The organism is bacterium, from assembly GCA_035703895.1.
GTDB lineage: Bacteria > Sysuimicrobiota > Sysuimicrobiia > Sysuimicrobiales > Segetimicrobiaceae > Segetimicrobium.
The window spans coordinates 1-25,095 of sequence record DASSXJ010000250.1; the positions used below are offsets into that span (position 1 = coordinate 1).

The 25,095-nt window shown below is 67.1% G+C and carries 26 protein-coding genes and 2 riboswitches; of the genes, 24 read left to right on the top strand and 2 right to left on the bottom strand.

Going from position 1 to position 25,095, the window contains the following annotated elements; genetic code table 11:
• Positions 1-671: 671 nt before the first annotated feature.
• Positions 672-751, bottom strand: a riboswitch (cyclic di-GMP riboswitch).
• A gap of 228 nt (positions 752-979) precedes the next feature.
• Genes VFP86_16715 through VFP86_16730 form a run of 4 tightly spaced genes read left to right on the top strand, consistent with a single transcriptional unit; the run spans position 980 to position 5,507 of the window.
• On the top strand, positions 980-2,587 hold the full coding sequence (locus VFP86_16715; protein ID HET9001283.1) for a carboxyl transferase domain-containing protein: 1,608 nt from the start codon (positions 980-982) through the stop codon (positions 2,585-2,587).
• A 2-nt stretch (positions 2,588-2,589) separates the two neighbouring features.
• Positions 2,590-4,092: a biotin carboxylase N-terminal domain-containing protein gene (locus tag VFP86_16720; protein HET9001284.1), complete on the top strand. Its 1,503-nt coding sequence runs from the start codon at positions 2,590-2,592 to the stop codon at positions 4,090-4,092.
• Entirely contained in the window at positions 4,085-4,600 is a 516-nt protein-coding gene (locus VFP86_16725; GenBank protein HET9001285.1) for a biotin/lipoyl-containing protein, read from the top strand. Before VFP86_16720 ends, VFP86_16725 begins: the two co-directional genes overlap by 8 nt.
• Complete coding sequence (locus tag VFP86_16730) at positions 4,584-5,507, top strand: hydroxymethylglutaryl-CoA lyase (protein ID HET9001286.1); 924 nt, start codon at positions 4,584-4,586, stop codon at positions 5,505-5,507. Before VFP86_16725 ends, VFP86_16730 begins: the two co-directional genes overlap by 17 nt.
• Before the next feature lie 117 nt (positions 5,508-5,624).
• Here the strand turns inward: VFP86_16730 and VFP86_16735 are convergent, their stop codons facing one another.
• Positions 5,625-6,374, bottom strand: a complete 750-nt coding sequence (locus VFP86_16735) for a polyprenol monophosphomannose synthase (GenBank protein HET9001287.1) — start codon at positions 6,372-6,374, stop codon at positions 5,625-5,627.
• A 437-nt stretch (positions 6,375-6,811) separates the two neighbouring features.
• Here VFP86_16735 and VFP86_16740 point away from each other — a divergent pair, with 437 nt between their 5' ends.
• The 19 genes from VFP86_16740 to hslO all read left to right on the top strand — a co-directional run bounded on the left by VFP86_16740 (position 6,812) and on the right by hslO (position 22,546).
• A complete protein-coding gene (locus VFP86_16740; GenBank protein ID HET9001288.1) occupies positions 6,812-7,273 on the top strand; it encodes a hypothetical protein in 462 nt (153 codons plus the stop codon).
• A 95-nt stretch (positions 7,274-7,368) separates the two neighbouring features.
• On the top strand, positions 7,369-7,860 hold the full coding sequence (gene greA / locus VFP86_16745; GenBank protein ID HET9001289.1) for a transcription elongation factor GreA: 492 nt from the start codon (positions 7,369-7,371) through the stop codon (positions 7,858-7,860).
• A 16-nt stretch (positions 7,861-7,876) separates the two neighbouring features.
• The gene (locus VFP86_16750; protein ID HET9001290.1) at positions 7,877-8,848 is read left to right on the top strand and encodes a GTPase; all 972 of its coding nucleotides are present in this window, start codon (positions 7,877-7,879) and stop codon (positions 8,846-8,848) included.
• Positions 8,849-8,886: 38 nt separating this feature from the next.
• Positions 8,887-9,330: an SRPBCC family protein gene (locus tag VFP86_16755; GenBank protein HET9001291.1), complete on the top strand. Its 444-nt coding sequence runs from the start codon at positions 8,887-8,889 to the stop codon at positions 9,328-9,330.
• A 100-nt stretch (positions 9,331-9,430) separates the two neighbouring features.
• Positions 9,431-10,549 carry a DegT/DnrJ/EryC1/StrS family aminotransferase gene (locus VFP86_16760; GenBank protein ID HET9001292.1) on the top strand — a complete coding sequence of 373 codons (1,119 nt, stop codon included), beginning with the start codon at positions 9,431-9,433 and terminating at the stop codon, positions 10,547-10,549.
• 10 nt (positions 10,550-10,559) lie between these two features.
• Positions 10,560-11,489, top strand: a complete 930-nt coding sequence (locus VFP86_16765) for a Gfo/Idh/MocA family oxidoreductase (protein ID HET9001293.1) — start codon at positions 10,560-10,562, stop codon at positions 11,487-11,489.
• Between the two features lie 34 nt (positions 11,490-11,523).
• Positions 11,524-12,522, top strand: a complete 999-nt coding sequence (locus VFP86_16770) for an AIR synthase family protein (protein ID HET9001294.1) — start codon at positions 11,524-11,526, stop codon at positions 12,520-12,522.
• Positions 12,523-12,570: 48 nt separating this feature from the next.
• A riboswitch (TPP riboswitch) is annotated at positions 12,571-12,683 on the top strand.
• On the top strand, positions 12,669-13,532 hold the full coding sequence (locus tag VFP86_16775; protein HET9001295.1) for an ABC transporter ATP-binding protein: 864 nt from the start codon (positions 12,669-12,671) through the stop codon (positions 13,530-13,532). It overlaps the preceding riboswitch by 15 nt.
• Positions 13,529-14,359: an ABC transporter permease gene (locus VFP86_16780; GenBank protein HET9001296.1), complete on the top strand. Its 831-nt coding sequence runs from the start codon at positions 13,529-13,531 to the stop codon at positions 14,357-14,359. Before VFP86_16775 ends, VFP86_16780 begins: the two co-directional genes overlap by 4 nt.
• Before the next feature lie 33 nt (positions 14,360-14,392).
• Positions 14,393-15,361, top strand: coding sequence for an ABC transporter substrate-binding protein (locus VFP86_16785; GenBank protein ID HET9001297.1), 969 nt, complete (start codon positions 14,393-14,395; stop codon positions 15,359-15,361).
• Between the two features lie 29 nt (positions 15,362-15,390).
• Entirely contained in the window at positions 15,391-16,641 is a 1,251-nt protein-coding gene (locus VFP86_16790) for an acetylornithine deacetylase (GenBank protein HET9001298.1), read from the top strand.
• Entirely contained in the window at positions 16,641-17,309 is a 669-nt protein-coding gene (tenA, locus tag VFP86_16795) for a thiaminase II (GenBank protein HET9001299.1), read from the top strand. Before VFP86_16790 ends, tenA begins: the two co-directional genes overlap by 1 nt.
• Entirely contained in the window at positions 17,306-17,827 is a 522-nt protein-coding gene (thiW, locus tag VFP86_16800) for an energy coupling factor transporter S component ThiW (GenBank protein HET9001300.1), read from the top strand. The genes tenA and thiW overlap by 4 nt, the downstream gene beginning before the upstream one ends.
• 74 nt (positions 17,828-17,901) lie before the next feature.
• On the top strand, positions 17,902-18,138 hold the full coding sequence (locus VFP86_16805) for a heavy metal-associated domain-containing protein (GenBank protein ID HET9001301.1): 237 nt from the start codon (positions 17,902-17,904) through the stop codon (positions 18,136-18,138).
• Entirely contained in the window at positions 18,135-18,944 is an 810-nt protein-coding gene (gene thiM / locus VFP86_16810) for a hydroxyethylthiazole kinase (GenBank protein ID HET9001302.1), read from the top strand. Before VFP86_16805 ends, thiM begins: the two co-directional genes overlap by 4 nt.
• The gene (gene thiE / locus VFP86_16815; GenBank protein HET9001303.1) at positions 18,941-19,579 is read left to right on the top strand and encodes a thiamine phosphate synthase; all 639 of its coding nucleotides are present in this window, start codon (positions 18,941-18,943) and stop codon (positions 19,577-19,579) included. The genes thiM and thiE overlap by 4 nt, the downstream gene beginning before the upstream one ends.
• Positions 19,560-20,576, top strand: coding sequence for a thiamine-phosphate kinase (gene thiL / locus VFP86_16820; GenBank protein HET9001304.1), 1,017 nt, complete (start codon positions 19,560-19,562; stop codon positions 20,574-20,576). The genes thiE and thiL overlap by 20 nt, the downstream gene beginning before the upstream one ends.
• Positions 20,576-21,385, top strand: a complete 810-nt coding sequence (thiD, locus tag VFP86_16825; GenBank protein HET9001305.1) for a bifunctional hydroxymethylpyrimidine kinase/phosphomethylpyrimidine kinase — start codon at positions 20,576-20,578, stop codon at positions 21,383-21,385. Before thiL ends, thiD begins: the two co-directional genes overlap by 1 nt.
• A gap of 261 nt (positions 21,386-21,646) precedes the next feature.
• Positions 21,647-22,546 carry an Hsp33 family molecular chaperone HslO gene (gene hslO / locus VFP86_16830; GenBank protein HET9001306.1) on the top strand — a complete coding sequence of 300 codons (900 nt, stop codon included), beginning with the start codon at positions 21,647-21,649 and terminating at the stop codon, positions 22,544-22,546.
• Positions 22,547-22,565: 19 nt separating this feature from the next.
• On the opposite strand, the gene rpmB is transcribed toward hslO, so the two are convergent.
• The gene (rpmB, locus tag VFP86_16835; GenBank protein HET9001307.1) at positions 22,566-22,757 is read right to left on the bottom strand and encodes a 50S ribosomal protein L28; all 192 of its coding nucleotides are present in this window, start codon (positions 22,755-22,757) and stop codon (positions 22,566-22,568) included.
• A gap of 155 nt (positions 22,758-22,912) precedes the next feature.
• On the opposite strand from rpmB, the gene recG reads away from it, so the two are divergent.
• Positions 22,913-25,093, top strand: coding sequence for an ATP-dependent DNA helicase RecG (gene recG, locus VFP86_16840; GenBank protein ID HET9001308.1), 2,181 nt, complete (start codon positions 22,913-22,915; stop codon positions 25,091-25,093).
• Positions 25,094-25,095: the final 2 nt, after the last annotated feature.

Sequence of the window (25,095 nt, forward strand, 5' to 3'; positions counted from 1 at the left end):
TGCCTCCGCCCGTACTGCCTCCGCCCGTATGGCCTCCGCCCGTATGGCCTCCGCTGCCACTTGTCCCATCACCACCACCATAACTGCCACCCGCGGCAGCCCCGGACGTCGGCCCTGAGCCCGTTGACGATCCTGTGCCAGAACCCCCTGAGCCCCCGCCGGATGTGGCCCCGGACGATACACCACTCGTTGTGCCGCTCGTGGACGCGCCGCTGCCGGTGCCACCTTTCATCGATGCCTTGCCACCGATAAGCAGTGTCACGAATACCGGGGATGCCGGACTGTCGGGCTTGGAGGACTGAGCCCCGCTCAGCGGATCTACGGTCTGATTGCTCGCCCCCGTTGAAGACGCGGAGACAGCGCCGGTTTCATTCCACCAGTTTTTTGCGTCACCGATCCTTTGACGCACCCATATTTGCCACTGGGTACCCGTCGTTCCATCCTGAGGCGCGGCCAAATCGCTTCCCGCGGCAGCGGACGCGCCCGTAACGGCGGCCTCGGGCTGGCTAAGATGTTTAGCGACATGGTATAGGCCATGTTTTGCTGTGGACTGATGACGTTTGGAGTCGTGCTGGAGCAGAGGACTCGCGAGCAGTGAACCGATGGACAGCGAGAGCACACCGAAGATCGCAGCGATGGCCAGATAGCGGCGGGCCAATCCCAGTCCCCCTTTCGGTAACCCGGCTGACCCACAAGAATGGGTCCCGTGGCTTTGCGTCCCTGGGTCGCCCCAGGTTTGCTCTTATCGATTTGGAGACCAGGGCGCGTCAGAACACCCGTTCCTGGTGCTCCCTTACAGACAGGTGGAGGAGTTGGTAACGCCTATGAGTGATCTATGGATGAAGTAGAACATTTTACGAACAGCCGAGCAGATGACGATGATTGACGCGCCTATGATAGAATATCTTCCGGTCCCGCGTCAATGCAGAACCGAGGGAAGATGTTGGAGGTTCAATGGAAGTTTGCCGGAGCGCGCGGTATGCCACCCCTCGAATCTCAGATTGACACGCAGTCCGCAGAATTTGCCGCCAACCGCGCGCACCACGAAGGCCTCGCCCGCACTCTCGCTGAGCGGCTCGCCAAGGTGCGGGCGGGCGGGGGCGAGCGCGCACAGCGGCGGCAGCGCGAGCAAGGCAAGAAGACGGCGCGGGAACGAATCGATCTGCTGCTCGACCCGGCGTCGCCGTTCTTGGAGACCGCTCCGCTCGCCGCGTGGAACATGTACGGCGGTGAAGCCCCATCGGCCGGGCTCGTCACGGGTATCGGACGGGTCCGCGGCACTGAGTGCATGCTCGTGGCCAACGATGCCACCGTCAAAGGCGGGACGTACTATCCCATCACGATAAAGAAACACCTCCGCGCGCAGCAGATCGCCCTCGAGAATCACCTCCCCTGCGTGTATCTCGTGGATTCGGGAGGTGCGTTTCTCCCGCTGCAGGCGGAGGTGTTCCCCGACCGGGAGCACTTTGGTCGAATCTTCTACAATCAGGCGCAGCTCTCCGCCCGAGGCATTCCCCAGATCGCGGCGGTGATGGGATCCTGCACGGCAGGGGGGGCCTATGTGCCGGCGATGGCCGACGAAGCGGTGATCGTCCGCGGAACCGGGACGGTGTTCCTGGGGGGACCGCCGCTTGTGAAAGCGGCGACGGGAGAAGAGGTCACGGCGGAGGAGTTGGGCGGAGCCGATGTCCATGCCCGCCGCAGCGGGGTCGTCGATTACTACGCCGAGGACGACGCACACGCCATCCGGACCCTGAGGGAGATCATCGGTTCGCTCAACCGGGTCAAGCGCATCGATGTCGACGTCGCCCCTGCGGTGGAACCCCGATACGATCCCAGCGAGATCTACGGCATCCTCCCACAGGACCTTCGGCGCCAGTTCGACGCGCGCGAGATCATTGCCCGGGTGGCGGACGGCAGCCAGTTTCAGGAGTTCAAAGCCCTCTACGGAACGACGCTCATCACCGGGTTTGCCCGCATCCACGGGTTCCCCGTGGGCATCATCGCCAACAACGGGGTGCTGTTCGTGGAAAGCGCAGAGAAGGGCGCCCACTTCATCGAATTGTGCGGCCAGCGCCGCATTCCGCTGATCTTCCTGCAGAACATCACCGGGTTTATCGTCGGCCGTCAGTATGAGGCCGCGGGAATCGCGAGGGCCGGGGCCAAGATGGTGCATGCGGTCGCAACCGCCGGCGTCCCTCGCTTCACCATCATCATCGGCGGATCGTTCGGTGCCGGAAACTACGCGATGTGCGGCCGGGCCTACGACCCCCGCTTCCTCTGGATGTGGCCCAACGCGCGGATCTCGGTGATGGGCGGCGAGCAAGCCGCCACCGTGCTCCTCACAGTCAAACGCGATCAACTGCAGCGAGAGGGGAAGGAGCTGTCTCCGGAGGAGGAGGACGCGCTCGTTGCGCCCATCCTCGCAAAGTACGAGGAGGAGGGCAGCGCCTACTACAGTACGGCGCGGCTGTGGGACGACGGAATCATCGATCCCGCTGAGACGCGAACGGTCCTCGCCTTGGCCCTTTCCGCGGCGCTCAACGCGCCTATCGAAGGCATGCGGCCGGGCGTTTTCCGGATGTAACAGTGCGCAAGGTCCTCGTCGCCAATCGCGGAGAGATTGCGGTCCGGATCATTCGCGCGTGCCGCGAGTTGGGGCTCGAGGCGGTCGCCGTGTACTCGGACGCCGACCGAAGCGCGCTGCACGTCCGGCTTGCCGACGCCGCGCTGCCGATCGGAGCCGACGATCCCCGGGACAGCTATCTCAACGTCGGACGCCTCATCGATGCGGCGCGGACCTCTGGAGCGGACGCGGTGCACCCCGGGTACGGGTTCCTCGCGGAGAGTCCCGCATTCGCCAGTGCGGTCACGGAGGCAGGATTGACGTTTGTCGGGCCCCCTCCCGAAGTGATCGCAAAACTCGGCAACAAGATAGAGGCCCGGCGGTTGATGGCACGCGCCGGCATGCAGGTGATCCCAGGCTACGACAGCCCAGGGGCCACCGATGATGCGCTTGCGGCCGCCGGCCTCCGGCTCGGCGTCCCATTGCTGATCAAAGCCACCGCGGGAGGAGGGGGCCGCGGCATGCGGCTGGTCACTCGCCAGGACGAGTTGCGTCCGTCGCTGGCCGGAGCCAGACGCGAAGCGCTCGCGGCATTCGGTTCCTCGGATCTCTTTCTGGAGCGCCATCTGCCGGAGGTTCGCCACATCGAGATCCAGGTGCTCGCGGACCGGGCGGGAGCCATCGCCACCTTGGGCGAGCGGGAATGCAGCGTGCAGCGCCGGCACCAGAAGCTGATCGAGGAAGCGCCATCACCATTCGCTACGCCCCACCTCCGTGCCTCGCTGAGCCGGGCCGCGACGATCGCGGCCCAGGCGGTTGGTTACGTCAATGCGGGCAGCGTGGAGTTTCTGGTGGAACCATCCGGAGCGTTCTACTTCCTCGAGGTCAACACGAGACTCCAGGTGGAGCACCCGGTCACGGAGTGGACCGCCGGCATGGATCTCGTGAAATCCCAACTCCACATCGCCGCCGGAGCACCGCTTGCGCTCGATCCCGTCGAGCTGCGAGGCCACGCGATCGAGTGCCGCGTGTACGCTGAAGATCCTGCCCGCGACTTCGCACCGTCCCCGGGGCCGGTGCTTGCGCTGGAAGAACCGATGGGTCCCGGAATCCGGGTGGATTCCGGATTGCGCGCCGGGTGGCGCGTGCCCACGGCCTACGACCCCCTACTGGCAAAGGTCATCGCGTGGGATCGGACCCGTGGGGACGCCATCGCCCGTATCGGCGACGCGCTGCGGCGGTATGTCATTCTGGGTTGCGGAACGAACCTTCGATTCTTGCAAGACGTTCTACGGCATGATGCCTTTCGCCGAGGGGACACCACGACCAATTTTCTGGAGCGCCACTTTGCGCACTGGCAACCGGACGTTCCGAGCCTGGCGCTTGCGGCCGCCGCGGTCGCCGAGGTATTGAGCGAGACGCCGGGGGGGTCGCCGGACGCCCACGAGCGGGGGGGCCCGGGACGCGCCCCGGCCGACCCCTGGGACCGCCTGGGACGGTGGCGCATGGGGACGGCAGGTGCGTGAAGTCGTCCTCGTCGTGGGGGGCGCGGTGGTGCGATGCTCGGTCGACCGCCAACAGGACCAGTTCGTGGTGCGCGTCAACGGGATCACCCACCATCTCCACCTCCTCGACGCGGAGCACGGCCTGTTCCATCTATCGAGCGCGGGGCGCGCGCAGATCGTCCGGACTGCACGCGGGGAAACCAGAAATTTCCTCCATATCGACGGGCACACCCTGGAGTACCAACGTTCGGCCACCGCGGGGGCCCCTGGATCTGGCTCGCGCGCGGTCACGCCCGACATCCTCGCCGCCCCGATGCCCGGCGCCGTCACCCAGGTCCTGGTGAAGACCGGGGACCGCGTCGTGCGGGGGCAGCCGCTAGTGATTATCGAGGCGATGAAGATGGAGCATGTCATCCGCGCGCATCGGGCGGGCAGCATTCGGGCCGTTCATGCGCGCGCCGGCGACCAGATCGACGGTGGAGTCGGGGTGGTCGAGATGATGGAGAATGTGGATGAGGCTCCTCGATAAGGTGCCGCGCAAGGTTCGCATCGTGGAAGTCGGGCCGCGCGACGGGCTGCAGAACGAGCCGGCCGTTCTGCCGGTGGACGCCAGGCTGGCGTTCATCGAGGAGCTTGCCGCGGCCGGCCTCCCTGTGGTGGAGGTGGGAGCGTTCGTCCGGTCCGACCGGGTGCCTCAGATGGCCGGCACCGATGAGATCTTCCGGCGGCTCCCCACTGGTGGGTCAACGGTATTCTCGGTATTGGTGCCCAATACGCAAGGCATGGTGCAGGCGGCTCAATGTGGCGCGCGTGAGGTCGCCGTGTTCACGGCCGCATCGGAAGCGTTCGTGCGCCGGAATATCAACATGACGATCGACGAGTCCCTCCGCACGTTTCGAGAGGTCATTGCAATCGCGAAGCCGTTGGAATGCCGGGTGCGGGGGTATGTGTCCACGGCGTGGTGGTGTCCGTATGCGGGCCGGGTCACGGGTGAGGACGTCCGGCGGGTTGCCGTCGCACTCTATGAGATGGGATGCTACGAGATCGCATTGGGCGACACGATCGGCGCTGCGACCCCTGGAGAGGTGATCGCCCTCTTCGACCTGCTCAGTCGCGACCTCCCCCCCGATGCCCTCGCCGGTCACTTCCACGACACCCGGGGCACGGCGCTGGCAAACGTCCTCGGAGCCCTGGAATGCGGTATCGGCACCATCGATGCCTCTGCGGGCGGCCTCGGAGGATGCCCGTTTGCGCCCGGAGCGTCGGGAAACCTCGCGACCGAGGACCTCCTCTATATGCTCCACGGGATGGGGATAGAAACCGGAGTGGATCTGCCAAGGGTCGCTCGGGCCTCCGGCCGCCTCGCCGGTTTCCTAGATCACCCGCTTCGATCCCGATATCTCCAAGGAGGTTCTCCGGAGCCTACCAAAGGCTGAGACTCGGGATCTGCCACGTCCATGCCTCCTGGAGGCAAATTGGGCCTTCCTGAGGCAATCTAGCCAATCCCTACAGGCCCGCCACGCGGTGTAGGGAATGACGAACATCTGTTCGCGCTACCCTATGGCCGGATTGCCACGGGGGCCAGCGGCGTACGTGACGCGCTGCACGATGGGGGCCCGGACCGTGGAGAGCATGAACAAATGCCTCAGGTAGTCGATGTGCTGAGCCTGGGTGAGCTTGCTCTTGCCGGCCCCCCGCGCGCCGAACCGATAGGGGACCTCAACGACGCGCCCGACGTGTCCGCGAACCAAGATCTCCAGGAGGATTTTGAATCCGATCGGCTGGAGGTGGACGCCGTCCACCACGCTGCGCCGGAAGGCGAAGAAACCCGACAGGGGGTCGGAGACCGACCTGGCGCGACGCACGAGCAACCAAGCAAGCGCCGTGGCGACGCGGGAGACGATCCGGCGGGCGAGGGTGAAATCGTAACTGCCACCGGGGAGGTAGCGGCTGGCGATCGCAAGATCGGCCCGCGTTCGCTCAAGGCCGTCCATCAAGACCCGCATCGCTTCGGGAGGATGTTGAAGGTCTGCGTCGAGCACACAGATCACGTCTCCTGTGGACAATGCGATCCCGTCCGCGACGGCGGAGGCGAGGCCACGACGATTGGTGCGATGGACGATGCGCAGACGCGGCGCACTCTGGGCCAACTCGGCAATGACCCGCTCGGTCCCGTCCGTGCTGTCGTCGACAAAGACCACTTCGAAGTTTAGACCGGCAAGCGCCGAGGTCACCCGCCCGACGAGCATGCCGATATTCTCGGCTTCGTTGTAGGTCGGCACGACAACGGATAGCAATGGCATGGTCTAAAGGATTCCTCCACGCGCTCTCTCCTCCTGTTTGCTCTCGGAATCGTCCTGTCGGACGATACTACGGAATCGTTCGAACGGACGAAGGCCGTGGCTTCCGCTCCGGGAATATGCCCAAATCGGGCCGCGAGGCACAATCGCGTTGCCGAAACGATCGCTCTCGCGGCTTCATCATTGGCACCGCGCGCACAGCCCTCACATACCCGTATCTGTTCCTGCCGCTAGGGGAACGACCCGCACCACCCGCCCGCGGGGCGGTACAACACGGAAGACCGTTGGCGGAACACGCATCGGCTTCGGGCATCGCCCAGGATGGCAAGGTGGACGGGTGAAACCTGCTGAGGAAGAGTGGCGCCTGCGCGTGATCCCGTCGCGAATTCACATTGAGCGTCGGCGTCAACCGGGATCGGTCCGCCCGGGCAGGCGTCATCATGGCTGAACTCCTCAATCCCGAGAACATCGCCCAGGAAGTCGAGACAACCCTCGGAGACATCGAACGACGATTGTTGGAGCTGGTCCAGGACGGCGCTCGCGGTGCGGAGGAGCTGGGAGACGTGCTGCTGGGCTTGAGCCATGTGGTGTTTCAGATCCGCCAGATCTACCTGCGGCTCCAGGAAGTGCAAGGCCGCCGCGATGTGGGGTTCGAGATGACCGCACGGCTCGAGGCGGTCCGGAAACACAGCCTCTGGCTCTACCGCAAGGCCCGATTGGAGCAATGCTTCTTTGCAAAACTGCGCCTCGAACGTGGGCTGCGGGATGCGATCTATCGCCAGATCGTGGAGACCTACCAAGAAATGTCCGCCCTCGATGACGTGGAGCGCGAGCTGAGGGGACGGCAGGAGGACGCATTGGCCCAGGAGTTGTTGCGGGAGCCCACAGAACTCTCCATGTAGTCCCCGCCTCCGCATGTTCCTCACCCCGCTCGATGTTTCTTTGATAGAATACATTCCTGAGCATCGAGAAATCGCACCAGGATATGGAGGACAGCATGCCCCATGAGATCTCGCCCAGCCAACCGACGCTGCTGACCCAGGAAGGTCTGGCGCAGCTCGAAGCCGAGTTGCAGCACCTGCGGTCAACGAAACGCCGGGAGGTCGCCCTGCGCATCAAGCGGGCGGCGGAGCTCGGGGATCGTTCTGAGAACTCCGAGTACGAGGATGCCAAGAACGAGCAGGCGTTTGTGGAGGGACGCATTCAAGAGCTCGACCGGCTCCTCCGGAATGTCGAGGTCATCGATGGGCGGTCTGCGAAGCGTCCCGACGTCGTCGCGGTCGGGTGCACCGTGGAGATCGTCGACACCGCTACCGGCGAGCGTTTCACGTACACCATCGTTGGCCCCGTCGAGGTCGACCTCGCCCAGGGACGGATCAGCCACGTGTCTCCCGTCGGAGCCGCCCTGATGGGCCGCGCCCCCGGCGACACCGTCCGCGTGGAGGCCCCCGCGGGCACGCTGCACCTCAAGGTGAACCGGATCCAGTAGCCTGCGGGATCTCGCCATGCCCGCCAATCTGACCCCGCAGTATCTCGAGGCCGAACGTCGGTTCCGCCAGGCCACCACTCCGGAAGAACAACTCATCGCGCTCGGTGAAATGATGGCCACGATCCCCAAACACAAGGGGACCGAGCACATGCGGGCGGACATCCGCCGGCGGATGGCACGAGTGCGCACCGAGGCCGCCCGCAAGCGGTCGGCAGGGCGGGGGCCCACCTGGCAGCACGTGCCCCGCGAGGGAGCGGGGCAGATCGTCCTGGTGGGGCCCCCTAATGCGGGGAAGTCGCGCCTGCTCGCCGCGCTCAGCAACGCCAGCCCGATCGTCGCGCCCTACCCGTTCGCGACACGGATTCCCCTGCCCGGCATGGTGGCCTTCGAAAACGTGCAGATCCAGCTTGTCGACCTCCCGCCGATCGCCCCCGAGACCGCGGATCCCTGGCTCTTTGCGTTGATCCGGCAAGCCAACGCGGCGCTGCTCGTGGCCGACTTGGCGAGCGACGACCTCCTCTCGTCCATCGAAGAGACCCTCGAGCTCGTGAGTCGCTTCAACGTGCGGCTTGTGCGGACCGGCGTATCAGAGGAGGGTGTGCCCACGCTCCTGATCGCCGCCAAAACGGATGTCCCTGGGGCGTCTGAGCGTCTGGGAATGCTGCGCGAGTTGGTCGCGGACCGCTTCCCTCTGCTCGCGGTGTCCGCTGAAACGGGAACGAATATCGATGCGCTCCGCGCGGAGATGTTCGCGCTGCTCAACGTCATTCGCGTCTATACGAAGGCTCCCGGCCACCGCGCGGACTTGTCCGCCCCATTCGTGTTGAAGCGCGGCGCCACCGTGCAGGAAGCGGCGGCGGTGGTGCACAAGGACTTTTCCGAACGGCTCAAGTTTGCCCGGATTTGGGGCGCGCGCGCCTTCGACGGGCAGATGGTACAGCGGGAGCACATCTTGGAGGACGGAGACATCCTCGAGCTTCGCACCTAGCAATCCCAAAGAAGTCCTCGACAACTGGGGGTGGCTTGATGGCGCGGGTGGAAGGAGCGCTGTTGATCCGGGCGCCGCTTGCGGCAGTCTATGACCTCGCCAAGCGCGTTGAGGATTTTCCACGATTCATGCCTGACCTCGAGCGGATCACCGTCTTGGAGCGAGACGGAGGGGTCCCGGTGCTCACCGAATGGGTGGGGCTCGTCGAGGGCAGGCGGATTCGTTGGGTGGAGGAAGACGCCTGGGACGATACCCGGCACCTCTGCCGCTTCCGTCAGCGCGAAGGTGACTTCGAGCGCTACGAGGGCACATGGACATTCACTCCGGAGGATGGGGGGACACGGACCACGATCGTGGTGGATTTTGAGTTCGATATCCCGTTGATCGGCGGCCTGCTCAGCCAGTTGCTGCGGGTGAAGATGAAGGAGAACCTCGAAAAGATGCTGACCGCCCTGCAGGGTCAACTGGAATCGGCACACTGAACCGCGGAGATCGCGCAGGACGCATTGACGCGACGATGCGCGCAGAGGGAAAACCTTCCGCCCCGCCGAAGTCACGTCTGACTGCGCATCGGGAGGTCACGTGCAGACAACATCACCGTCAACGATCCCGATCGCTCGCCCCCTGATCTCCGACGATGAGAAACGCCGGATCCTCGAGGTGTTGGACTCCGGACAGTTGGTGGCCGGACACTGGGTCCGAGCGTTCGAGCGTGCGTTCAGCGCCTACCTCGGGGCGGCCCATGGCGCCGCGACGTCCTCGGGAACGGCGGCGCTCGAGGTCGCGTTGGAGGCGGCGGAGGTTCGACCCGGCGCCCGCGTGCTGACGACGCCGTTTTCCTTCGTCGCCACGACGAACGCGATCATCAAACGAAACGCTGTTCCGGTTTTCGCGGACATCGATCCGAACACATTCAACCTCGATCCGGCACGTTGCGCCGATGTGGTGACGCGGACCCCGGGCGTCGAAGCCATGTTGCTCGTGCACCTCTACGGCCTCCCGTGCGCCATGGACGCGATGATGGATCTGGCGCGCCGGCATCATCTCATCGTGATCGAGGACGCCGCACAGGCTCATGGGGCGGCCTTCCAGGAGCGCAAAGTCGGGACGTTCGGCGCGGCCGGCACCTTCAGCTTCTATCCCTCGAAAAACCTCACCACCGGTGAGGGCGGGATGGTCGTCACCGACGATCCCGGCCTCGCCGAGCGCGCGCGCATGCTGATCGATGTCGGGCAGTCGTCGCAGTACACGTATGAGATGATTGGAGGCAACCACCGCATGACCGAGATCGCCGGGGCCCTCGGCGTCGGCCAGCTGGCGAAACTGGACGAGCGCAACGCCCGACGGCGGCACAACGCGGCCCGACTGACGAGCGGGCTGCGGGACCTCGACTGGCTGGTGGTCCCCGTTGAGCCCAAAAACTGCCGACACGTATTCCATCAATACACGTTGCGGGTCCCCGGTGTGCGAGACCGGCTCGCCCGTCACCTGGAGGCCCAAGGGATTGGAACCCGCGTCTACTACCCATCGCCGATCCACCGGAGCCCTCTCTACCGCCGGCTAGGTTTTGGAGACGCTCGTTGCCCGGAAGCCGAGCGAGCGGCAGCGGAGGTGCTGAGCATTCCGGTGCACCCTGCGCTCGGGGAGGAAGAGGTTCACCGGATCGTCCAAGCGATCCGCGCCTTCAACCCCCGGCACTAAGGAGGTGCCCATGGCTAGGCTGGTCCGAGTCGGCGTCGTCGGCCTAGGGCAGTGGGGCCAGCATCACGTTCGAGTCTATCACCATCTCCCCGATGTGACCCTCGCCGGGGTCGTGGATACATCCCCCGGAGAGGTCAGTGCGTTTGCGAAGCGCTATCAGACGGTCGGGTACGAGGACTACCGGATGTTGTTCGGCAAGGTGGAGGCGGTGAGCCTCGCGGTCCCCACCGCACTCCATTACGAGATCGCCCGCGAGTTCTTGCAGCGAGGCGTGCACGTGCTCGTGGAGAAACCGATCACCACGACGACCGAGCAGGCCGGCGAGTTGGTGGCGCTGGCGCAGCGGGCCGGTGTCACGCTGCTCGTCGGGCACGTAGAACGCTTCAAGCCCTCCGTGCACGCTCTGACCGACCTCGTCACGGAACCGCTGTTCGTGCAGGTGCGGCGGGTCCGGCCTTGGGATCCATCCCGGGTGATGGATGTCGGAGTCGTCCTCGATCTGATGATCCACGATCTCGATATCATCCTCAACCTCATGCGGTCTCCCATCGCCCGCGTGAGCGCGATCGGGGCGGCGATCAACGGCGACGACGAGGACTTGGCCGTCGCCCATCTGACGCTCCAGAACGGCTGCCTGGCCAGCTTCGTGGCGAGCCGGGTGTCTCCGGTCAAGGCGGCCGAGTTGGAGATCACGCTGCCCGATGGACTGATCCACCTCAACTACCTACGCCAGCAGATTACGGTCCGGCGGCATGGGTCTCAGCGCCGGACCATCGTGAAAGGGGAGGAGCCGCTACGCGCCGAGCTCACACACTTCGTCGACTGTGTACGCGGTGAGGCGACGCCCCTGGTCCCCGGCGAGCATGGATTGCGGGCCCTCGAAGCCGCGCACGCGATCCTGGAAAAGATGACCGTCATCACGTCTCGCGTCGCCGTGTAGCGTCCGACCAGAAAGACCGGCCGGCCACCGGCTCATGACGTCGCGGCTCCCCATCGGCAAGGTCCCGGCTGAACTGCTCGGCACGCTCGTCTACCCGCACCTCGGGGCGCGCCGCCCCGACATCCTCGTCCATGCCCAATTGGGGGAGGACTGCGCGGTCATCGAGTTTGGGGACGAGGTCGCCGTCCTCACCACGGATCCCATCACCGGTGCCGGGCCGGATCTCGGCTGGTACGCGGTCTTCATCGCCACCAACGATCTTGCGGCGACGGGCGCCGAACCCGTCGCGCTCCTCCTCACCCTACTGCTCGCCCCGGCGGACGCGGCCACGAATCTCCGCCGCGTGATGCGGGACGCCTCCGCGGCCGCGACACAGTTGGGCGTGGAGATCGCCGGCGGCCACAGCGAGGTGACGAGCGGCATTGATCGCACGATCGTCATCGTGACCGCGTTGGGGCGCGCGCGCAAAGACCGGGTGCTGCGGAGCGGGGGAGCTCAGCCGGGCGACACGCTGCTGCTGACCAAAGGTGCGGGCATCGAAGGCACGTCGATCTTGGCGGCTGCCCTCGAAGAGCGGCTCAAACCCGTCCTCGGGGAGGAGGCCCTCGCTCGGGCCCGGGCGTACCGGGACCAGATCAGTGTGCTTCCCGAGGCCCGGGCGGCGGTGGGCGCCGGCGCACGGGCCATGCACGACGTCACAGAAGGCGGCATCCTGGGGGCGGTCTACGAAATTGCCGCGGCCTCGGGGATCGGCGTCCATCTCGATGCCAACCGGGTCGGGGTCCTTCCTGAGACCGCGTCCATCTGCGGCGCGCTGGGACTCGATCCCCTCGGCCTGATCGGGAGCGGGGCGCTCCTTGTGGCCACCCCAGACGCCCCACGCACGGCCGGTGCAATCGGACGTGCCGGAATCCCGGCCGCCGAGATCGGCATGTTTGTCGCGCGCGATCGTCTCGTCACGCGAGACGGCGTCACCACCCCGCTGCTCCCACCGGGCAGAGACGAGTTGTGGCGGGCCCTCGGCCCGGGATGACGGCCCACATCGGCGACGCCCGTTACTGTGGTATAATGCGTCTCGACCACCATAGTGTGGGGGAGCTTGGGGAACCAGGCTGAGAGGATGGCTAACCCTGCCATCGACCCCGGAACCTGATCTGGGTAATGCCAGCGGAGGGAGACTTGAGGCGCCGCCCCGGTTCCGGGGGCGGCGTTTTGCTTGTGGCGGCCCAAGACCTTGCGATGACGGCAAAACTCGAGATCGTCGATCTGACGAAGCGGTTCCCCGCGACGCGCTCCTCGCCCGCCGGCGGAGCTGCGGGTCCAAAGGCCGGATGGCTGGAGGTCCTAAGCCGAGTCTCGCTGCACGTCGGGCAGCGGGAGTTCGTGACGCTGCTCGGGCCCAGTGGATGCGGAAAGAGCACGCTCTGTAACATCGTGGCCGGGTTGATCCCGCCGGACGGCGGGCGGGTGTTCCTGGATGGGACGCCGCTCGGCCCGCGCCGCGGTCAGGTGGCGTACATGCAGCAGAAAGACCTCCTCCTTCCGTGGCGGCGGGTGATCGACAACGCCATCCTCGGATTGGAGATCCAGGGAGTCGCCCGCCTGGAGGCTCGGGATGAAGCCCGGGACCTGCTGCGGCGGTTCGGGCTCGAGCGCTTCGAATCGTACTACCCGGCGTTGCTCTCCGGCGGCATGCGCCAGCGCGTCGCCCTGGTCCGGACGCTCCTCTGCCGCAAGGACGTCATCGTCCTCGACGAACCGTTTGGCGCCCTCGACGCGATGACCAGGGCTGCGATGCGGGGGTACCTGCTGCGGCTCGTAGAAGAGTTTGGGCGGACGATCTTGTTCATCACGCACGACATCGAGGAAGCCGTCCTCCTCTCCGACAGGATCTACGTGATGAGCGCGCGCCCCGGACGCATCCGGGCCGAGATCGCGCTCCCGCTCGTCCGTCCCCGAGACCCCGCACACGAGATCGTGGTACGCACAAAAACGGAGATCGCCGCCGTCCTTCAGGCGGAGATGGCGGAGGCGTTCGCATGAGGGCGGTGGCCTCCGAGACCCGCGACGCCGTCGCACCGCCGCGGGGGATCAAGGTCCTCTCGTCGATCGGCCCTGTGCTGGCACATGCCGGGCCCCCGGCCGTTCTGCTCGCTGCGATTTTCGGACTCTGGGAGTGGGGGGTCCGCACATTCGGCATCCCGTTCTACATCTTGCCCGCCCCCAGCCGGATCGCGACGCTCGTCGTCACGGAACGCGCGCTGCTCGCCGGCGAGGCGGCCGTCACGCTGCTCGAGATCTTCCTCGGATTCGGGATCGCGTTGGTCATGGGGATCGGGCTGGCCCTGCTCATCTTCGCGTCCCGAACGGTCGAGCGCGCGGTCTACCCGCTGGTGATCGCGAGCCAGACGGTGCCGGTGTTTGCCATCGCGCCCCTGTTGATCGTCTGGCTGGGATACGGGATGCTCTCCAAGGTGGCGATGGCCGCGCTGATCGTGTTCTTCCCGATCGTGGTCAACACCGTCGACGGTCTTCGCGCGGCCGATCCCGACATCATCAATCTGCTCCTGATCCTCGGCGCCACCCCCGCCCAGGTGCTCGTAAAACTCCGCGCCCCCGCGGCGCTGCCCTTCGTGTTCTCCGGGATCCGGATCGCCGTCGCCACCAGCGTGATCGGGGCCGTGATCGGCGAATGGGTGGGCGCCACGCAGGGCCTGGGATTCCTGATGATCCACGCGAACGCCCAACTCCATATCGACCTCGTGTTCGCGGCGATCGCGGTGCTGAGCCTGATGGCCGTGGGGCTCTTCCTCGCGGTGTCGGGCATTGAGTGGCTCGTGCTGCCGTGGCGCCGCCTCGGGGATTCGTAACGAGGGAGTCGTCGGGGCGAAGGAGGAGGAGGCATGAAGCGAGTGGGATGGATAGGCGGGGTGCTCGCCGTCGTCGCGATCATCGCCGCGGGGATGCCCGGCACGGCGGCGGCTCCGACGTCATTGGTGTTTATGCTGGACTGGTTCCCGAACCCCGATCATGTGCCCCTCTACGCCGCGCAGCAGGAGGGGTACTTTACCCAGGAAGGCGTGCGGGTCACGCTGCAGGTTCCGGCAAACACCGACGATCCCCTCAAGCTGGCAGCGGCCGGCCGGGTCGACGTCGCGGTCAACTATGAGCCCAACGTCATCCTTGCCCGCGCGCAGCGCCTCCCGGTCCGCAGCATCGGGGTCCTGATCGGCCAACCCCTGACCACCATCATGTTCCTGAAGAGTTCAGGCATCCGGTCCCCGAAAGACCTGGTGGGCCGGCACGTCGGGTTCGCCGTGACAGGGTTCGCGGACGCCATGGTCGACCAGGTGATGCGGAGCGCCGGGGCGTCGACTACGGGAGTCAAGATGGTGAACGTGGGGTTCGATCTCGTGCCGGCGCTCCTCTCGCATAAGGTCGACGCGGTCGTCGGTGCCTATCGAAATTACGAACGCGTGCAGATCGAGCTGCAGGGCCAGCCGGTCGCGATGTTCGAACCCGAACGGTATGGGGTGCCGACGTTCTACGAGCTCGTGCTGATTACCAGCGATACGGCGCTGGTCCGGCACCGGGAGGCGCTGCAGCGGTTCGTGCGGGCGGTGGGCCGAGGCATCGCGTTTACTTTGAAGAATCCCGATCGCGCCTTCGCCGCGTACGTCCGTGCCAACCCCACGATGAAGCTCGACGACGAACTGAATCGGAAATCGTTCCGTGCGACACTGCCGACGTATGCGCGGACGGAGACGCAGGCCCGCGACCGTTGGGAGCTGTTCGATCAATGGCTGGCCACGCGCAAGGTGATCCCGAGCGCGGTCCCGGTGGACGACCTGTACACGAACCTCGCGCGGTGACGGCGGTGTCTCACGAGGCGGCATCGAAGGTGAGCGCGCTTGACCGGTTCCTGACCAGCCATCAAGAGGACCTCTACGCACTCACCGAACGGCTCGTGGCGTTCGAGACGCCGTGTCCGCCCGGCCGGAACACTGAGGCCATTCAGCGGTTCCTCGCCGCGACGCTGGCGGAGTGGGGGGCGGAGGTCCAACTGTTCCCCCTGTATCCCGAAGACGCCGAGATCGTCGCGCGCCTCCCCGGAAGGGGGGGAGGGCGGGCGCTGTTGATCAACGGTCATGTGGATGTCGCCACGACGGCCCCCGGAGAGGCCTGGTCGCATCCACCGTATGCGCCCGTGCGGCGAGACGGTCGCATCTACGGACGGGGGACGGCCGATATGAAGGGCGGGATCGCGGCGGCCCTCACGGCCCTCCGCGCGTGCTTGGAAGTGGGCGAACGTCCCAGGGGCGATGTGATCGTGCACCTCGTCACCGGCGAGGAGATGGGCGAGGGAGGAACGCTCCTTGCGCTCGAGCACACCCCGCCGGTCCCGTTTGGACTCGTGCCCGAGCCGACCGCGGGCGAGCTCTCACTCGGCCAAGGCGGTGTCGTCACCGGGTGGATTACGATCCAGAGTCCCCAGACGCACCACGACGCCGTCCGCCGGCGGATGATTCATGCCGGCGGCGGGCTCGCAGGAGCCAGTGCGATCGAGAAGATGATGAAGGTGCTCGCGGCCCTCCAAGAGTTGGAACGCCACTGGGCCGTGATGAAGTCCCACCCCGGATTTCCCTCGGGAACGACCACCGTGAACCCCGCCGCGATCGAGGGCGGCCGGCATCCGGCGTTTGTCGCCGACCGGTGCGCGCTCTGGGTCACCGTCCACTTCTACCCGGGGGAGGCCGCGGAGGACGTGACCGCCGAGATCGAGCGGACGGTGCGCGCCGTCGCGGCCGCGGACCCCTGGCTGCGCAGCCACCCGCCGACGTTCCAGTGGGGAGGTCGATCGATGATCGAGGATCGCGGAGAAGTCTTCCCAGCGTTTGAGACCGACCCGGAGCATCCGGGGGTCGCCGTCCTCGAGCAGGCACACCGTGACGTGTTCGAGATCGCTCCCCCGAAGCGGATGTCCACGGGCGTCTGCGATGCGGGGTGGCTCGCGGCACGGGGCATTCCATCGGTCGTCTACGGTCCCGGTAGGTGGGAGCAGGCGCACGCCATCGACGAATACGTGGCGACCGCCGATCTCCTCGCGTTCGCCCGCGTCTACGCCCGTCTGATCCGCGTATGGTGTGGGTGATGAGCCTGTTCGCGCAATACCAGGCCCTGGCCGCTCCGATCCGCGAACGGATTACCTCTCATCCCTTCATCCGCGGACTCGGTGACGGATCGCTCTCGGAGGAGCGGTTTCAGTACTACATGCGACAGGACTACCTCTTCCTGATCGAGTACCGCCGGGTCCTGGCCCTGGCCGCCGCGCGCGCCGACGACCTGGCCGTCGCCGGCCGGTTCGCCGACCTGCTGACCCTCACGCTGAACGTCGAAATGGACCTGCACCGGCAGTTCGCGTGGAAGGCGGGGATCTCCCCGGAGGCGCTGGAGGATACCCGGCCCGCCCCGACCACACTCGCCTACACCAACCACCTCCGCCTCGTGGCCGAGACCGGGGATCTCCCGGCGATCGTCGCGGCCATTCTCCCGTGCGCCCATGGTTACTGGGAGATCGCCACCGTCCTCCGCAGCGGAGCGGGCTGGGACCGTCACCCCCTCTACGGGGATTGGATCCGGATGTACACGTCGGACGAGTACGAAGCGATGGCCGCGTGGGTGGCCGACCTGTTCGATCGGATCGTCGAGGGAGCGTCCCCGGAGCGCGAGGCCGCGCTTCGTGACGTGTATCTCAGGAGTCAACAGTACGAGTATCTGTTCTGGGAGATGTCCCAGCGAATGGAGGAGTGGCCGGTATGAGGGGGCACGCGGATCGGGATCGAGGACAGCACCTGAGACGGCTCGTGCTGGCAGCGATGTTTGCGGCGCTGGCGACGCTGCTCGGGTCACTCAGCATTCCCGTGGGGCCGGCCAAGGTCGCGCCGTTTCAGCACACCATCAACGCGATCGCCGGCATCTGGCTCGGTCCCTGGTATGCGGCCGGGGCCGCGCTCGTCACGGCGTTCCTCCGTCACAGCCTGGGATGGGGCACCTTGTTCGCGTTTCCGGGGAGCCCGTTCGGCGCGCTGGTGGTCGGCTACGCGTATCGTATAATTCGGAACGATGCGGCGGCCCTGTGCGAACCGATCGGGACCGGTCCGATCGGCGCGACGATCGCGGCAGTGTTCTTTCAGCCGCTGGTCGGCTCGCATCACACGCTGTGGTGGTTTCAAATCGCGTTCCTCTCCAGCAGCATCCCAGGGGCCATTCTCGGGTACGTGGTGGTCCGCGCGCTTCGGCGGGTTCCGGCCGCGAGCGAATGGGCCGCGCAGCCATGACGCTCGGCAGATCTGAGGAAGCCACCATGGTCCTCAAAACCGAGCGGATGCTGTGTCATCTCTGAGCTCGGCGGGTGGCAGGAGCCCTGGAAGGGCTTCCCGGGATCCTCGAGGCCCAGGTGAACCTCCACACGAAGGACGTGCGGGTGCGGTACCGCCCCGGCACAGTCACCCGCAAGGCGTTGCAAGATGCGATCGCGCGAGTAGACGTCCGCCTGCGGGCCCGCCACCGGCTGCACGTGTGGATCGCCCGACTCAGCGGGGGGTGGCACGAGACCGCCGGCCGGCCTCGCGAGGGCGGCCGCGGGTGACCAGCATCACCGCGGACCGCGCGGCGGCGCTGCTGGCCCGGGTGCGCGCACGCCATCCGCTCATCCACCACATCACCAACTTCGTCACCGCCGGAGACGTGGCCAATGTGACGCTGGCGTTGGGCGCCGCGCCGGTGATGGCCCACGCCGCGGAGGAGGTCGAGGAGATCGCCGCTCAGGCGGGCGCGGTGGTCCTCAACACCGGCACGCTCACGGTGCCCGCCGTGACCGCCATGGTGCTGGCGGGGCGCCTGGCGAACACGCGCGGGATCCCGGTCGTGCTCGACCCTGTGGGCGTCGGAGCGACGAGGTTCAGAACCGAGCAGGTCGCGCGGATCCTCAAGGACGTCCGCTGCGCGTGCATTCGCGGCAACGCGGGCGAGATCGCGGCGCTGGCGGGACGACCCGGTGGGGTTCGCGGGGTGGACGCCGCCGGACCCATTGAAGATCTCGAAGGGCTCGCGCGGCGTCTCGCCCGCACGACGGGAGGGGCGATCGCGGCGACGGGGAGCCAAGATCTGCTGACCGACGGGACGGCGACGGTGCGGATCGACAATGGGCATCGGCTGCTCGCGCGGATTACGGGGAGCGGGTGCATGGCCACCGCCGCCGTGGCCGCCGCGGCCGCGGTCGAACCGGATCCGCTCGCCGCGGCGACCGCCGGGCTCGTCTGGTTCGAAGTGGCGGCCGAGCGGGCGGCGGAGCACGCGGCCGGCCCCGGCACATTTCGAGCGGCGTTGATCGATGCCGTGGCCGCGCTCGACGGGCCGGCGATCACGTCGCGCGCCCGGATCGTCGTGGCATGACGCGGGGGGACTGGCGCGTCTACGTCATCACCGACGCCCGCCACGCGCGCGGGCGCTCCCACCGGGAGATCGCCGAAGCCGCGATCCGCGGGGGAGCCACCGCGGTGCAGCTCCGCATGAAAGAGGAACCGGCACGGGTCATCCTCGATGTCGCGCGCGGGATTGGCCCGGTGTGCCGGACGGCCGGCGTCGCGTTCATCGTGAACGACCGGCTCGATGTGGCGATGCTCGCGGGGGCGGACGGCGTCCATGTCGGCCAGGACGACCTCCCCCCAACGGACGCGCGGGCAGTGATGGGACCGCGGGCGCTGATCGGCGTCTCGGCGGCCACCGTCGAGGAAGCGATCGCCGCGGAGCGGGCGGGCGCCGACTATCTGGGCGTCGGGGCGGTGTACGGCACGGCGACCAAGTCCGATGCCGGGGCGCCCGTTGGGTTGGCGCGCGTGACCGAGATCCGCCGGGCGGTCCGTGTGCCGCTCGTGGGGATCGGCGGCATTACCGTCGAGAATGCCGCCGCGGTCATCCGGGCCGGCGCTCACGGGGTGGCGGTGATCACCGCGGTGACGCTCGCAGAGGACATGGCCGACGCAGTCCGGCGGCTCCGGGAGGCGGTGGATGGCGCGAGCGCCCGATAACTCGGTGGCAGCGGTCGGGGAATTCGCCCTGATCGATCGCCTCCGCCGGCTCGTCCCGACTCGCGGCCGAGGGGTGACGGTCGGTCTCGGCGACGATGCCGCGGTCCTGACGTTTGCCGGCCCCGTGCTGGCCACGTGCGACATTCAGGTCGAGGGGGTCCACTTCACCTGGGACCTCTGTACGCCGGAGGACGTCGGCTGGCGGGCCATAGCCGTCAACCTGAGCGACATCGCCGCCATGGGCGGCACGCCCCGATTCGTTCTCATCTCTATGGCGCTCCAGCCGACCACCCCCGTCGAGCGCGTGGAGAAGATGTATCGCGGGATCGCCGAGATCTCCGGCGCGTACGAGGTGGTCATCGCCGGCGGAAACCTCTCCTCGACTCCTGGACCGCTCGTCGTTGACGTCACCGCGCTTGGGGATGGCGGCCGCGCGCTGACCCGGGCCGGAGCGCGTCCAGGCGACGGGGTGTGGGTCACCGGCACAGTAGGCAAAGCGGCGGCCGGCCGATTTCTGGCACAGCATCCGGCCGTCCGGGTGCCCGGTCGGGAGACGCTCGTCGCCGCCTACTGCCGGCCGGCGCCTCGCGTGGACGCCGGAAGGACGCTCGGAGGGGTGAGCGATGTGAGCGCCATGATCGACACGAGCGATGGGACGGCGGGCGATCTGCTGCATCTCGCCGAGGCATCGGGGGTCGGCGTCCGTCTCGAGATAGACCGGCTCCCCGCGCCGCCCGGCCTCGCCGAGGCCGCGCACGAAGCAGGAAAGGACCCGGAGGCATGGACGCTTGCCGGTGGAGAGGACTATGAACTCCTGTTCACGGCGGGCGCGGCGTTCGATACGCAGGCGGCCGGCCTCGCGGCACGCCTCATGATTCCCCTCACCCGCATCGGGGAGATTCTGGTCGCGGCTGAGGGCTGCTGGATCTCCGAGCGAGGCGACCGGCGGCGCCCGCTTGTCGCTCAGGGCTGGGATCACTTTCCGCGTGGGAGGTGATGACGGTGCCGGTACCGCGGGCGCTTACGATCGCAGGGTCGGATTCCGGGGGCGGGGCGGGGATCCAGGCAGATCTCAAGACCTTCTCCGCCCTCGGGGTCTACGGCATGACGGCGATCACCGCGCTGACCGCTCAAAACACCACCGGTGTCCTGGGCATCGTGGAGATGTCGCCGGAGTTCGTCCGCCAGCAGATCGACGCCGTCGTCACGGACATCGGGGTCGACGCCGCGAAGACCGGGATGCTAAGCTCCGCTCCGATCATCGAGGCAGTCGCCGATAGGATCCGCCGGCACCGAATCACCCAACTCGTGATCGACCCTGTGATGGTCGCGAAGAGCGGCGCGCCGCTGCTGCGTCCGGAGGCGCGAGAGGCGCTGCGGCGGGTGCTCCTGCCGCTGGCGCTGGTCGTGACGCCGAACCTCCACGAGGCCGCGGCTCTCGTCGACCGCAAAGTCGAGACGCTGCGGGAGATGGAAGACGCCGCCCATGCGCTGCACGCGCTCGGCCCGCGGTATGTCGTCGTCAAAGGCGGTCACCTCGCGGGCGCCGCCATCGATCTCGTCTTCGACGGAAGCCGGGTCGTGCGCCTGGAGGCAGCGCGGATCGAGACGCGCCACACGCACGGCACGGGGTGCGTGTTCTCCGCCGCGATTACTGCGGGGTTGGCGCGGCGCATCGAGATCCTCCAAGCGATTCGGGACGCCAAGGCGTTCGTCACCGCCGCAATCCGGGAAGCGCTCCCGCTGGGATCGGGACACGGTCCCGCCAATCCGATGCACACGGTGATCCGCACCCCGCCTGGCTAAGTTGTAGGACCGGCGCAAGACAGTCATCCCTAACCCGATCACAACTGCGGACATACTCCCGCGGGCGCCAGAAATTCATTCGCATTGCAGGTGCGCCACTTGAACATCTGTGCCTTCTAACCCTCGTTTCCCTCGCATCTTTAGCACGCTCATGACCCATCAGCCGCCGGTTGAGAGTCGGGGGAAATATGCTATAGTACGGTAGGCTCCGTGTCTTCAAAGGCGCGGCGCCCTTCACGTAGAGCGACATGAGGGACCGGTATGCAGGACACCCTACTTCGAGCTACAGCAGCTGACGGAAGAATTCGCGCGATCGCGGCGGTTTCGACGCAGACGGTAGAAGACGCGCGGATTCGGCACGCCACCTCGGCCACCGCCACCGCCGCCTTGGGGCGCGGTCTGACGGCTGCCGCCCTCCTCGGGGCGGGTCTCCGTGATGGTCAATCGGTCCTCCTCCGAGTGCTCGGGGACGGGCCGATCGGCGGAGTGATCGCCCAGGCGGATGCCGAAGGTCACGTGCGCGGTTACGCCATGCACCCGCACGCGGATCTCCCTCAGACCCACCACCGGAAGCTGGATGTCGGCGGGCTCGTCGGTCGCCGCGGGATGCTCCACGTCACCCGAGACGTGGGCCTCCGCACGCCGTACCATGGCAGCGCGCCGCTGGTGTCCGGGGAAATCGCCGAGGATCTGGCGTCGTATTTTGCCACTTCAGAACAGATTCCCTCGGTGGTCGCCCTGGGCGTGCTGGTCGCGCCCGATCTCAAGGTGCTCGCCTCGGGCGGGCTCTGTGTTCAGGTGCTTCCCGGCGCACCCCCCAAGGTGATCGCCGATGTGGAGGCCAGGGCGCGCCAGCTTCCCCCGATCACCCAAATGATGAGCCAGGGCCGGACGGCCGAAGAGATCCTCAGCGCGTGCCTGGGAGATCTCGAATCCCACATCGTGCAGCGGACGCCGTTGGCGTTTCACTGCCAGTGCAGCCGCGAGCGGGTCGAAGGGGTGCTCAGCATGCTTGGGACCGAGGAACTCGAAGCGCTGCTTGCGCAAGAAGGTCGCGCCGAGGTGACCTGCCGCTTCTGTGGGGATCGCTACGTGCTTGACGAGGACGAGGTACGAACGTTGATCGCCCGACTCAAGGGCCAGGCCCCCCGCGTGATGTGAAGGACCCGGCCCCAGGGCCTTAAGCGACTCGAACGACCTTCCCCGCTTTAAGACACGCCGTGCAGACTCTCGCCCGGCGGCGGACGCCGTTGATCACCGCCCGGACGTGTTGCAAGTTCGGAGCGAACCGGCGCTTTGTCTTGTGGTGGGAGTGACTCACTGAGTAGCCGGTGCGAGGTTCCTTGCCGCACACGGCGCAACGTCGGGCCATCACGATCTCTCCCCTCTGCGGGAAACGTTCCTCACGGAAGTGTACCACATCACCTCCGGCAGGGACAACGTGTGGCGTGTAGAATTGGCGCGGAGAGGCACTCCTGGCCAGGCGCGCCCCGAACACCGCAGTGACCGACGCAGGAGGCGGGCGGCATGGCGAGTTCGCGCAAAATCCGACCGGTAGATCCGGCGCTCTCATCCCGCCCCGCGATCGTGCCTCCATCCCCCAGGCCATCGGGCGCAGACACCCCTGTCCAGTATGCACGCGGGGTGGGACCGGCGCGCGCACCGCTCCTCGAACGGCTCGGCATCCGGACGGTTGGAGATCTCTTGTATCACCTTCCCCGGCGGCTCGATGACCGGAGCCATCTGCATCCCATCCACGACCTCCGCCACGGGACCGCGGAAACCGTACAGGGGGTGATCGGGCAGCTCCGCCAGTTCAGACCACGGCGCCGGCATGGGTTGGTGATCACGAGGGCCTCGATCGTCGACGAGACAGGTGTGCTGCACGCGGTCTGGTACAACCAACCCTACCTTGCGCGGCAGTTGACCGGGGGACGGCGCGTCGTCCTGCACGGACGGGTGCAGCGCCAGTCCGGGGAGATCCAGATGATCGCGCCCGAATTCGAACTCGTGGAGGAGGGAGAAGAGACCCTCCACGTAGGGCGGATCGTCCCCGTCTACCCCAGCACCGACGGGCTGAGCCAGCGAGTGTTGAGGACCATCATGCTCCGCGCCCTCGAAGATCATGCGCCATCGGTGCGGGAGTGGCTCCCCGACCGGTTGTGCCACCGCCATGGTCTCCCGGACCTACGCGCGGCATTGACGCAGGCGCACTTCCCGGACACGATCGAAGCCCAGGGGGTGGCGCGCCGCCGGCTGGTCTACGAAGAATTGCTGCTGTTGCAGATGTTGCTGCTGAGCCAGAAGGCCCAGGCGGAAGCCGAGCCTCGGACGGTCTACTACGGAGACGCCGGCGACCTCATCGTCCGCTTTCACCGAGGCCTCCCGTTTCCACTGACACGGGCGCAGCGGTGCGCCATCACCGAGATCACCGCAGATCTCGTCAAGCCGCATCCGATGAACCGGCTCCTGCAGGGGGACGTGGGATCCGGCAAAACCGTGGTCGCCGCGACCGCGCTCCTCCAATGCGCCGGCGGCGGCGCCCAAGGGGCGTTGATGGCTCCCACCGAGATCCTCGCAGGGCAGCATTACCTGACGCTGCGACGGCTGCTCGAACCCCTCGGCGTCACGGTGGTCCTCCTCATCGGCGGTCTCGCGCGCGGCGCGCGCGTGAACGCCCTCCAACAGATCAGCGACGGCACCGCCGACATCGTCATCGGCACCCATGCGCTGATCGAAGACGACGTCACGTTCGACCGGCTGGGGCTTGTGGTCGTTGACGAGCAGCACCGGTTCGGGGTAGGCCAGCGTGCGGCCCTTCGGAACAAAGGCGGCCGTCCGGACGTGCTGGTGATGACCGCCACCCCCATCCCGCGGACGCTGGCCCTGACGCTGTACGGGGAGCTCGACGTGTCGACCCTCGACGAACTTCCCCCCGGGCGGTCGCCGATTCGGACCTACGCCCGGCCGACTTCGCGGCGGCCCCAGGTGTACGAGTTTGTCCGGACCCAGATCGAAAAGGGCCGGCAGGCCTACATCGTGTGCCCGCTGATCGAGGAGTCGGACAAGCTCCAGGCCGAGGCCGCGACCGACCTGGCGGCGCGCCTCCAGAGCGGGGTGCTCGGCACCCTTCGAGTCGGGGTGCTGCACGGCCGAATGCGGGTGGAGGAACGTGATGCGGCGATGCGGGCGCTGCGCGGCGGCGAGATCGATGTGCTCGTGGCCACGACGGTCATCGAGGTCGGGATCGACATCCCGAACGCGTCGGTGATGGTCATCGAAGACGCCGACCGCTTTGGGCTGTCGCAGCTGCATCAACTGCGTGGACGGGTGGGACGCGGGGCCCATCAAGCGTACTGCATCCTCATCGCCGACCCCAAACCCGGCGACGACGTCGCGGCCGCGCGGCTCGAGGCGATGGTCGACACGACGGACGGGTTCCAGATCGCGCAACGGGACCTAGAACTGCGCGGCGCCGGAGAGCTCCTCGGCAACCGCCAAGGCGGCGGACTCCGGCAGCATGGGATCACAGACCTTCGCGTTGCAGATTTATTGAGGGATCACGCGTGGCTCGAGCGCGCGCGCCGGGACGCGGCAGAAATCCTCGCGGCGGATTGCGGCCTCGAGCGGGCCGAACACCGCGCCCTCGCCGAGGCGCTGGCGCATCGATTCGGCGACGCCAGGGTCGAGAACGCACGGGTGGGATAGCC

Excerpts from the sequence above, each read along its gene's own strand:
- greA (HET9001289.1), top strand. The coding sequence starts at position 7,369 with ATGCCCCATGAGATCTCGCCCAGCCAACCGACGCTGCTGACCCAGGAA.
- VFP86_16735 (HET9001287.1), bottom strand. The coding sequence starts at position 6,374 with ATGCCATTGCTATCCGTTGTCGTGCCGACCTACAACGAAGCCGAGAAT.
- thiW (HET9001300.1), top strand. The coding sequence starts at position 17,306 with ATGAGGGGGCACGCGGATCGGGATCGAGGACAGCACCTGAGACGGCTC.
- VFP86_16765 (HET9001293.1), top strand. The coding sequence starts at position 10,560 with ATGGCTAGGCTGGTCCGAGTCGGCGTCGTCGGCCTAGGGCAGTGGGGC.
- VFP86_16785 (HET9001297.1), top strand. The coding sequence starts at position 14,393 with ATGAAGCGAGTGGGATGGATAGGCGGGGTGCTCGCCGTCGTCGCGATC.
- thiL (HET9001304.1), top strand. The coding sequence starts at position 19,560 with ATGGCGCGAGCGCCCGATAACTCGGTGGCAGCGGTCGGGGAATTCGCC.
- VFP86_16780 (HET9001296.1), top strand. The coding sequence starts at position 13,529 with ATGAGGGCGGTGGCCTCCGAGACCCGCGACGCCGTCGCACCGCCGCGG.
- VFP86_16755 (HET9001291.1), top strand. The coding sequence starts at position 8,887 with ATGGCGCGGGTGGAAGGAGCGCTGTTGATCCGGGCGCCGCTTGCGGCA.
- VFP86_16770 (HET9001294.1), top strand. The coding sequence starts at position 11,524 with ATGACGTCGCGGCTCCCCATCGGCAAGGTCCCGGCTGAACTGCTCGGC.
- rpmB (HET9001307.1), bottom strand. The coding sequence starts at position 22,757 with ATGGCCCGACGTTGCGCCGTGTGCGGCAAGGAACCTCGCACCGGCTAC.
- hslO (HET9001306.1), top strand. The coding sequence starts at position 21,647 with ATGCAGGACACCCTACTTCGAGCTACAGCAGCTGACGGAAGAATTCGC.
- VFP86_16740 (HET9001288.1), top strand. The coding sequence starts at position 6,812 with ATGGCTGAACTCCTCAATCCCGAGAACATCGCCCAGGAAGTCGAGACA.
- recG (HET9001308.1), top strand. The coding sequence starts at position 22,913 with ATGGCGAGTTCGCGCAAAATCCGACCGGTAGATCCGGCGCTCTCATCC.
- tenA (HET9001299.1), top strand. The coding sequence starts at position 16,641 with ATGAGCCTGTTCGCGCAATACCAGGCCCTGGCCGCTCCGATCCGCGAA.
- thiE (HET9001303.1), top strand. The coding sequence starts at position 18,941 with ATGACGCGGGGGGACTGGCGCGTCTACGTCATCACCGACGCCCGCCAC.
- VFP86_16750 (HET9001290.1), top strand. The coding sequence starts at position 7,877 with ATGCCCGCCAATCTGACCCCGCAGTATCTCGAGGCCGAACGTCGGTTC.
- VFP86_16715 (HET9001283.1), top strand. The coding sequence starts at position 980 with ATGCCACCCCTCGAATCTCAGATTGACACGCAGTCCGCAGAATTTGCC.
- VFP86_16730 (HET9001286.1), top strand. The coding sequence starts at position 4,584 with ATGAGGCTCCTCGATAAGGTGCCGCGCAAGGTTCGCATCGTGGAAGTC.
- thiD (HET9001305.1), top strand. The coding sequence starts at position 20,576 with ATGACGGTGCCGGTACCGCGGGCGCTTACGATCGCAGGGTCGGATTCC.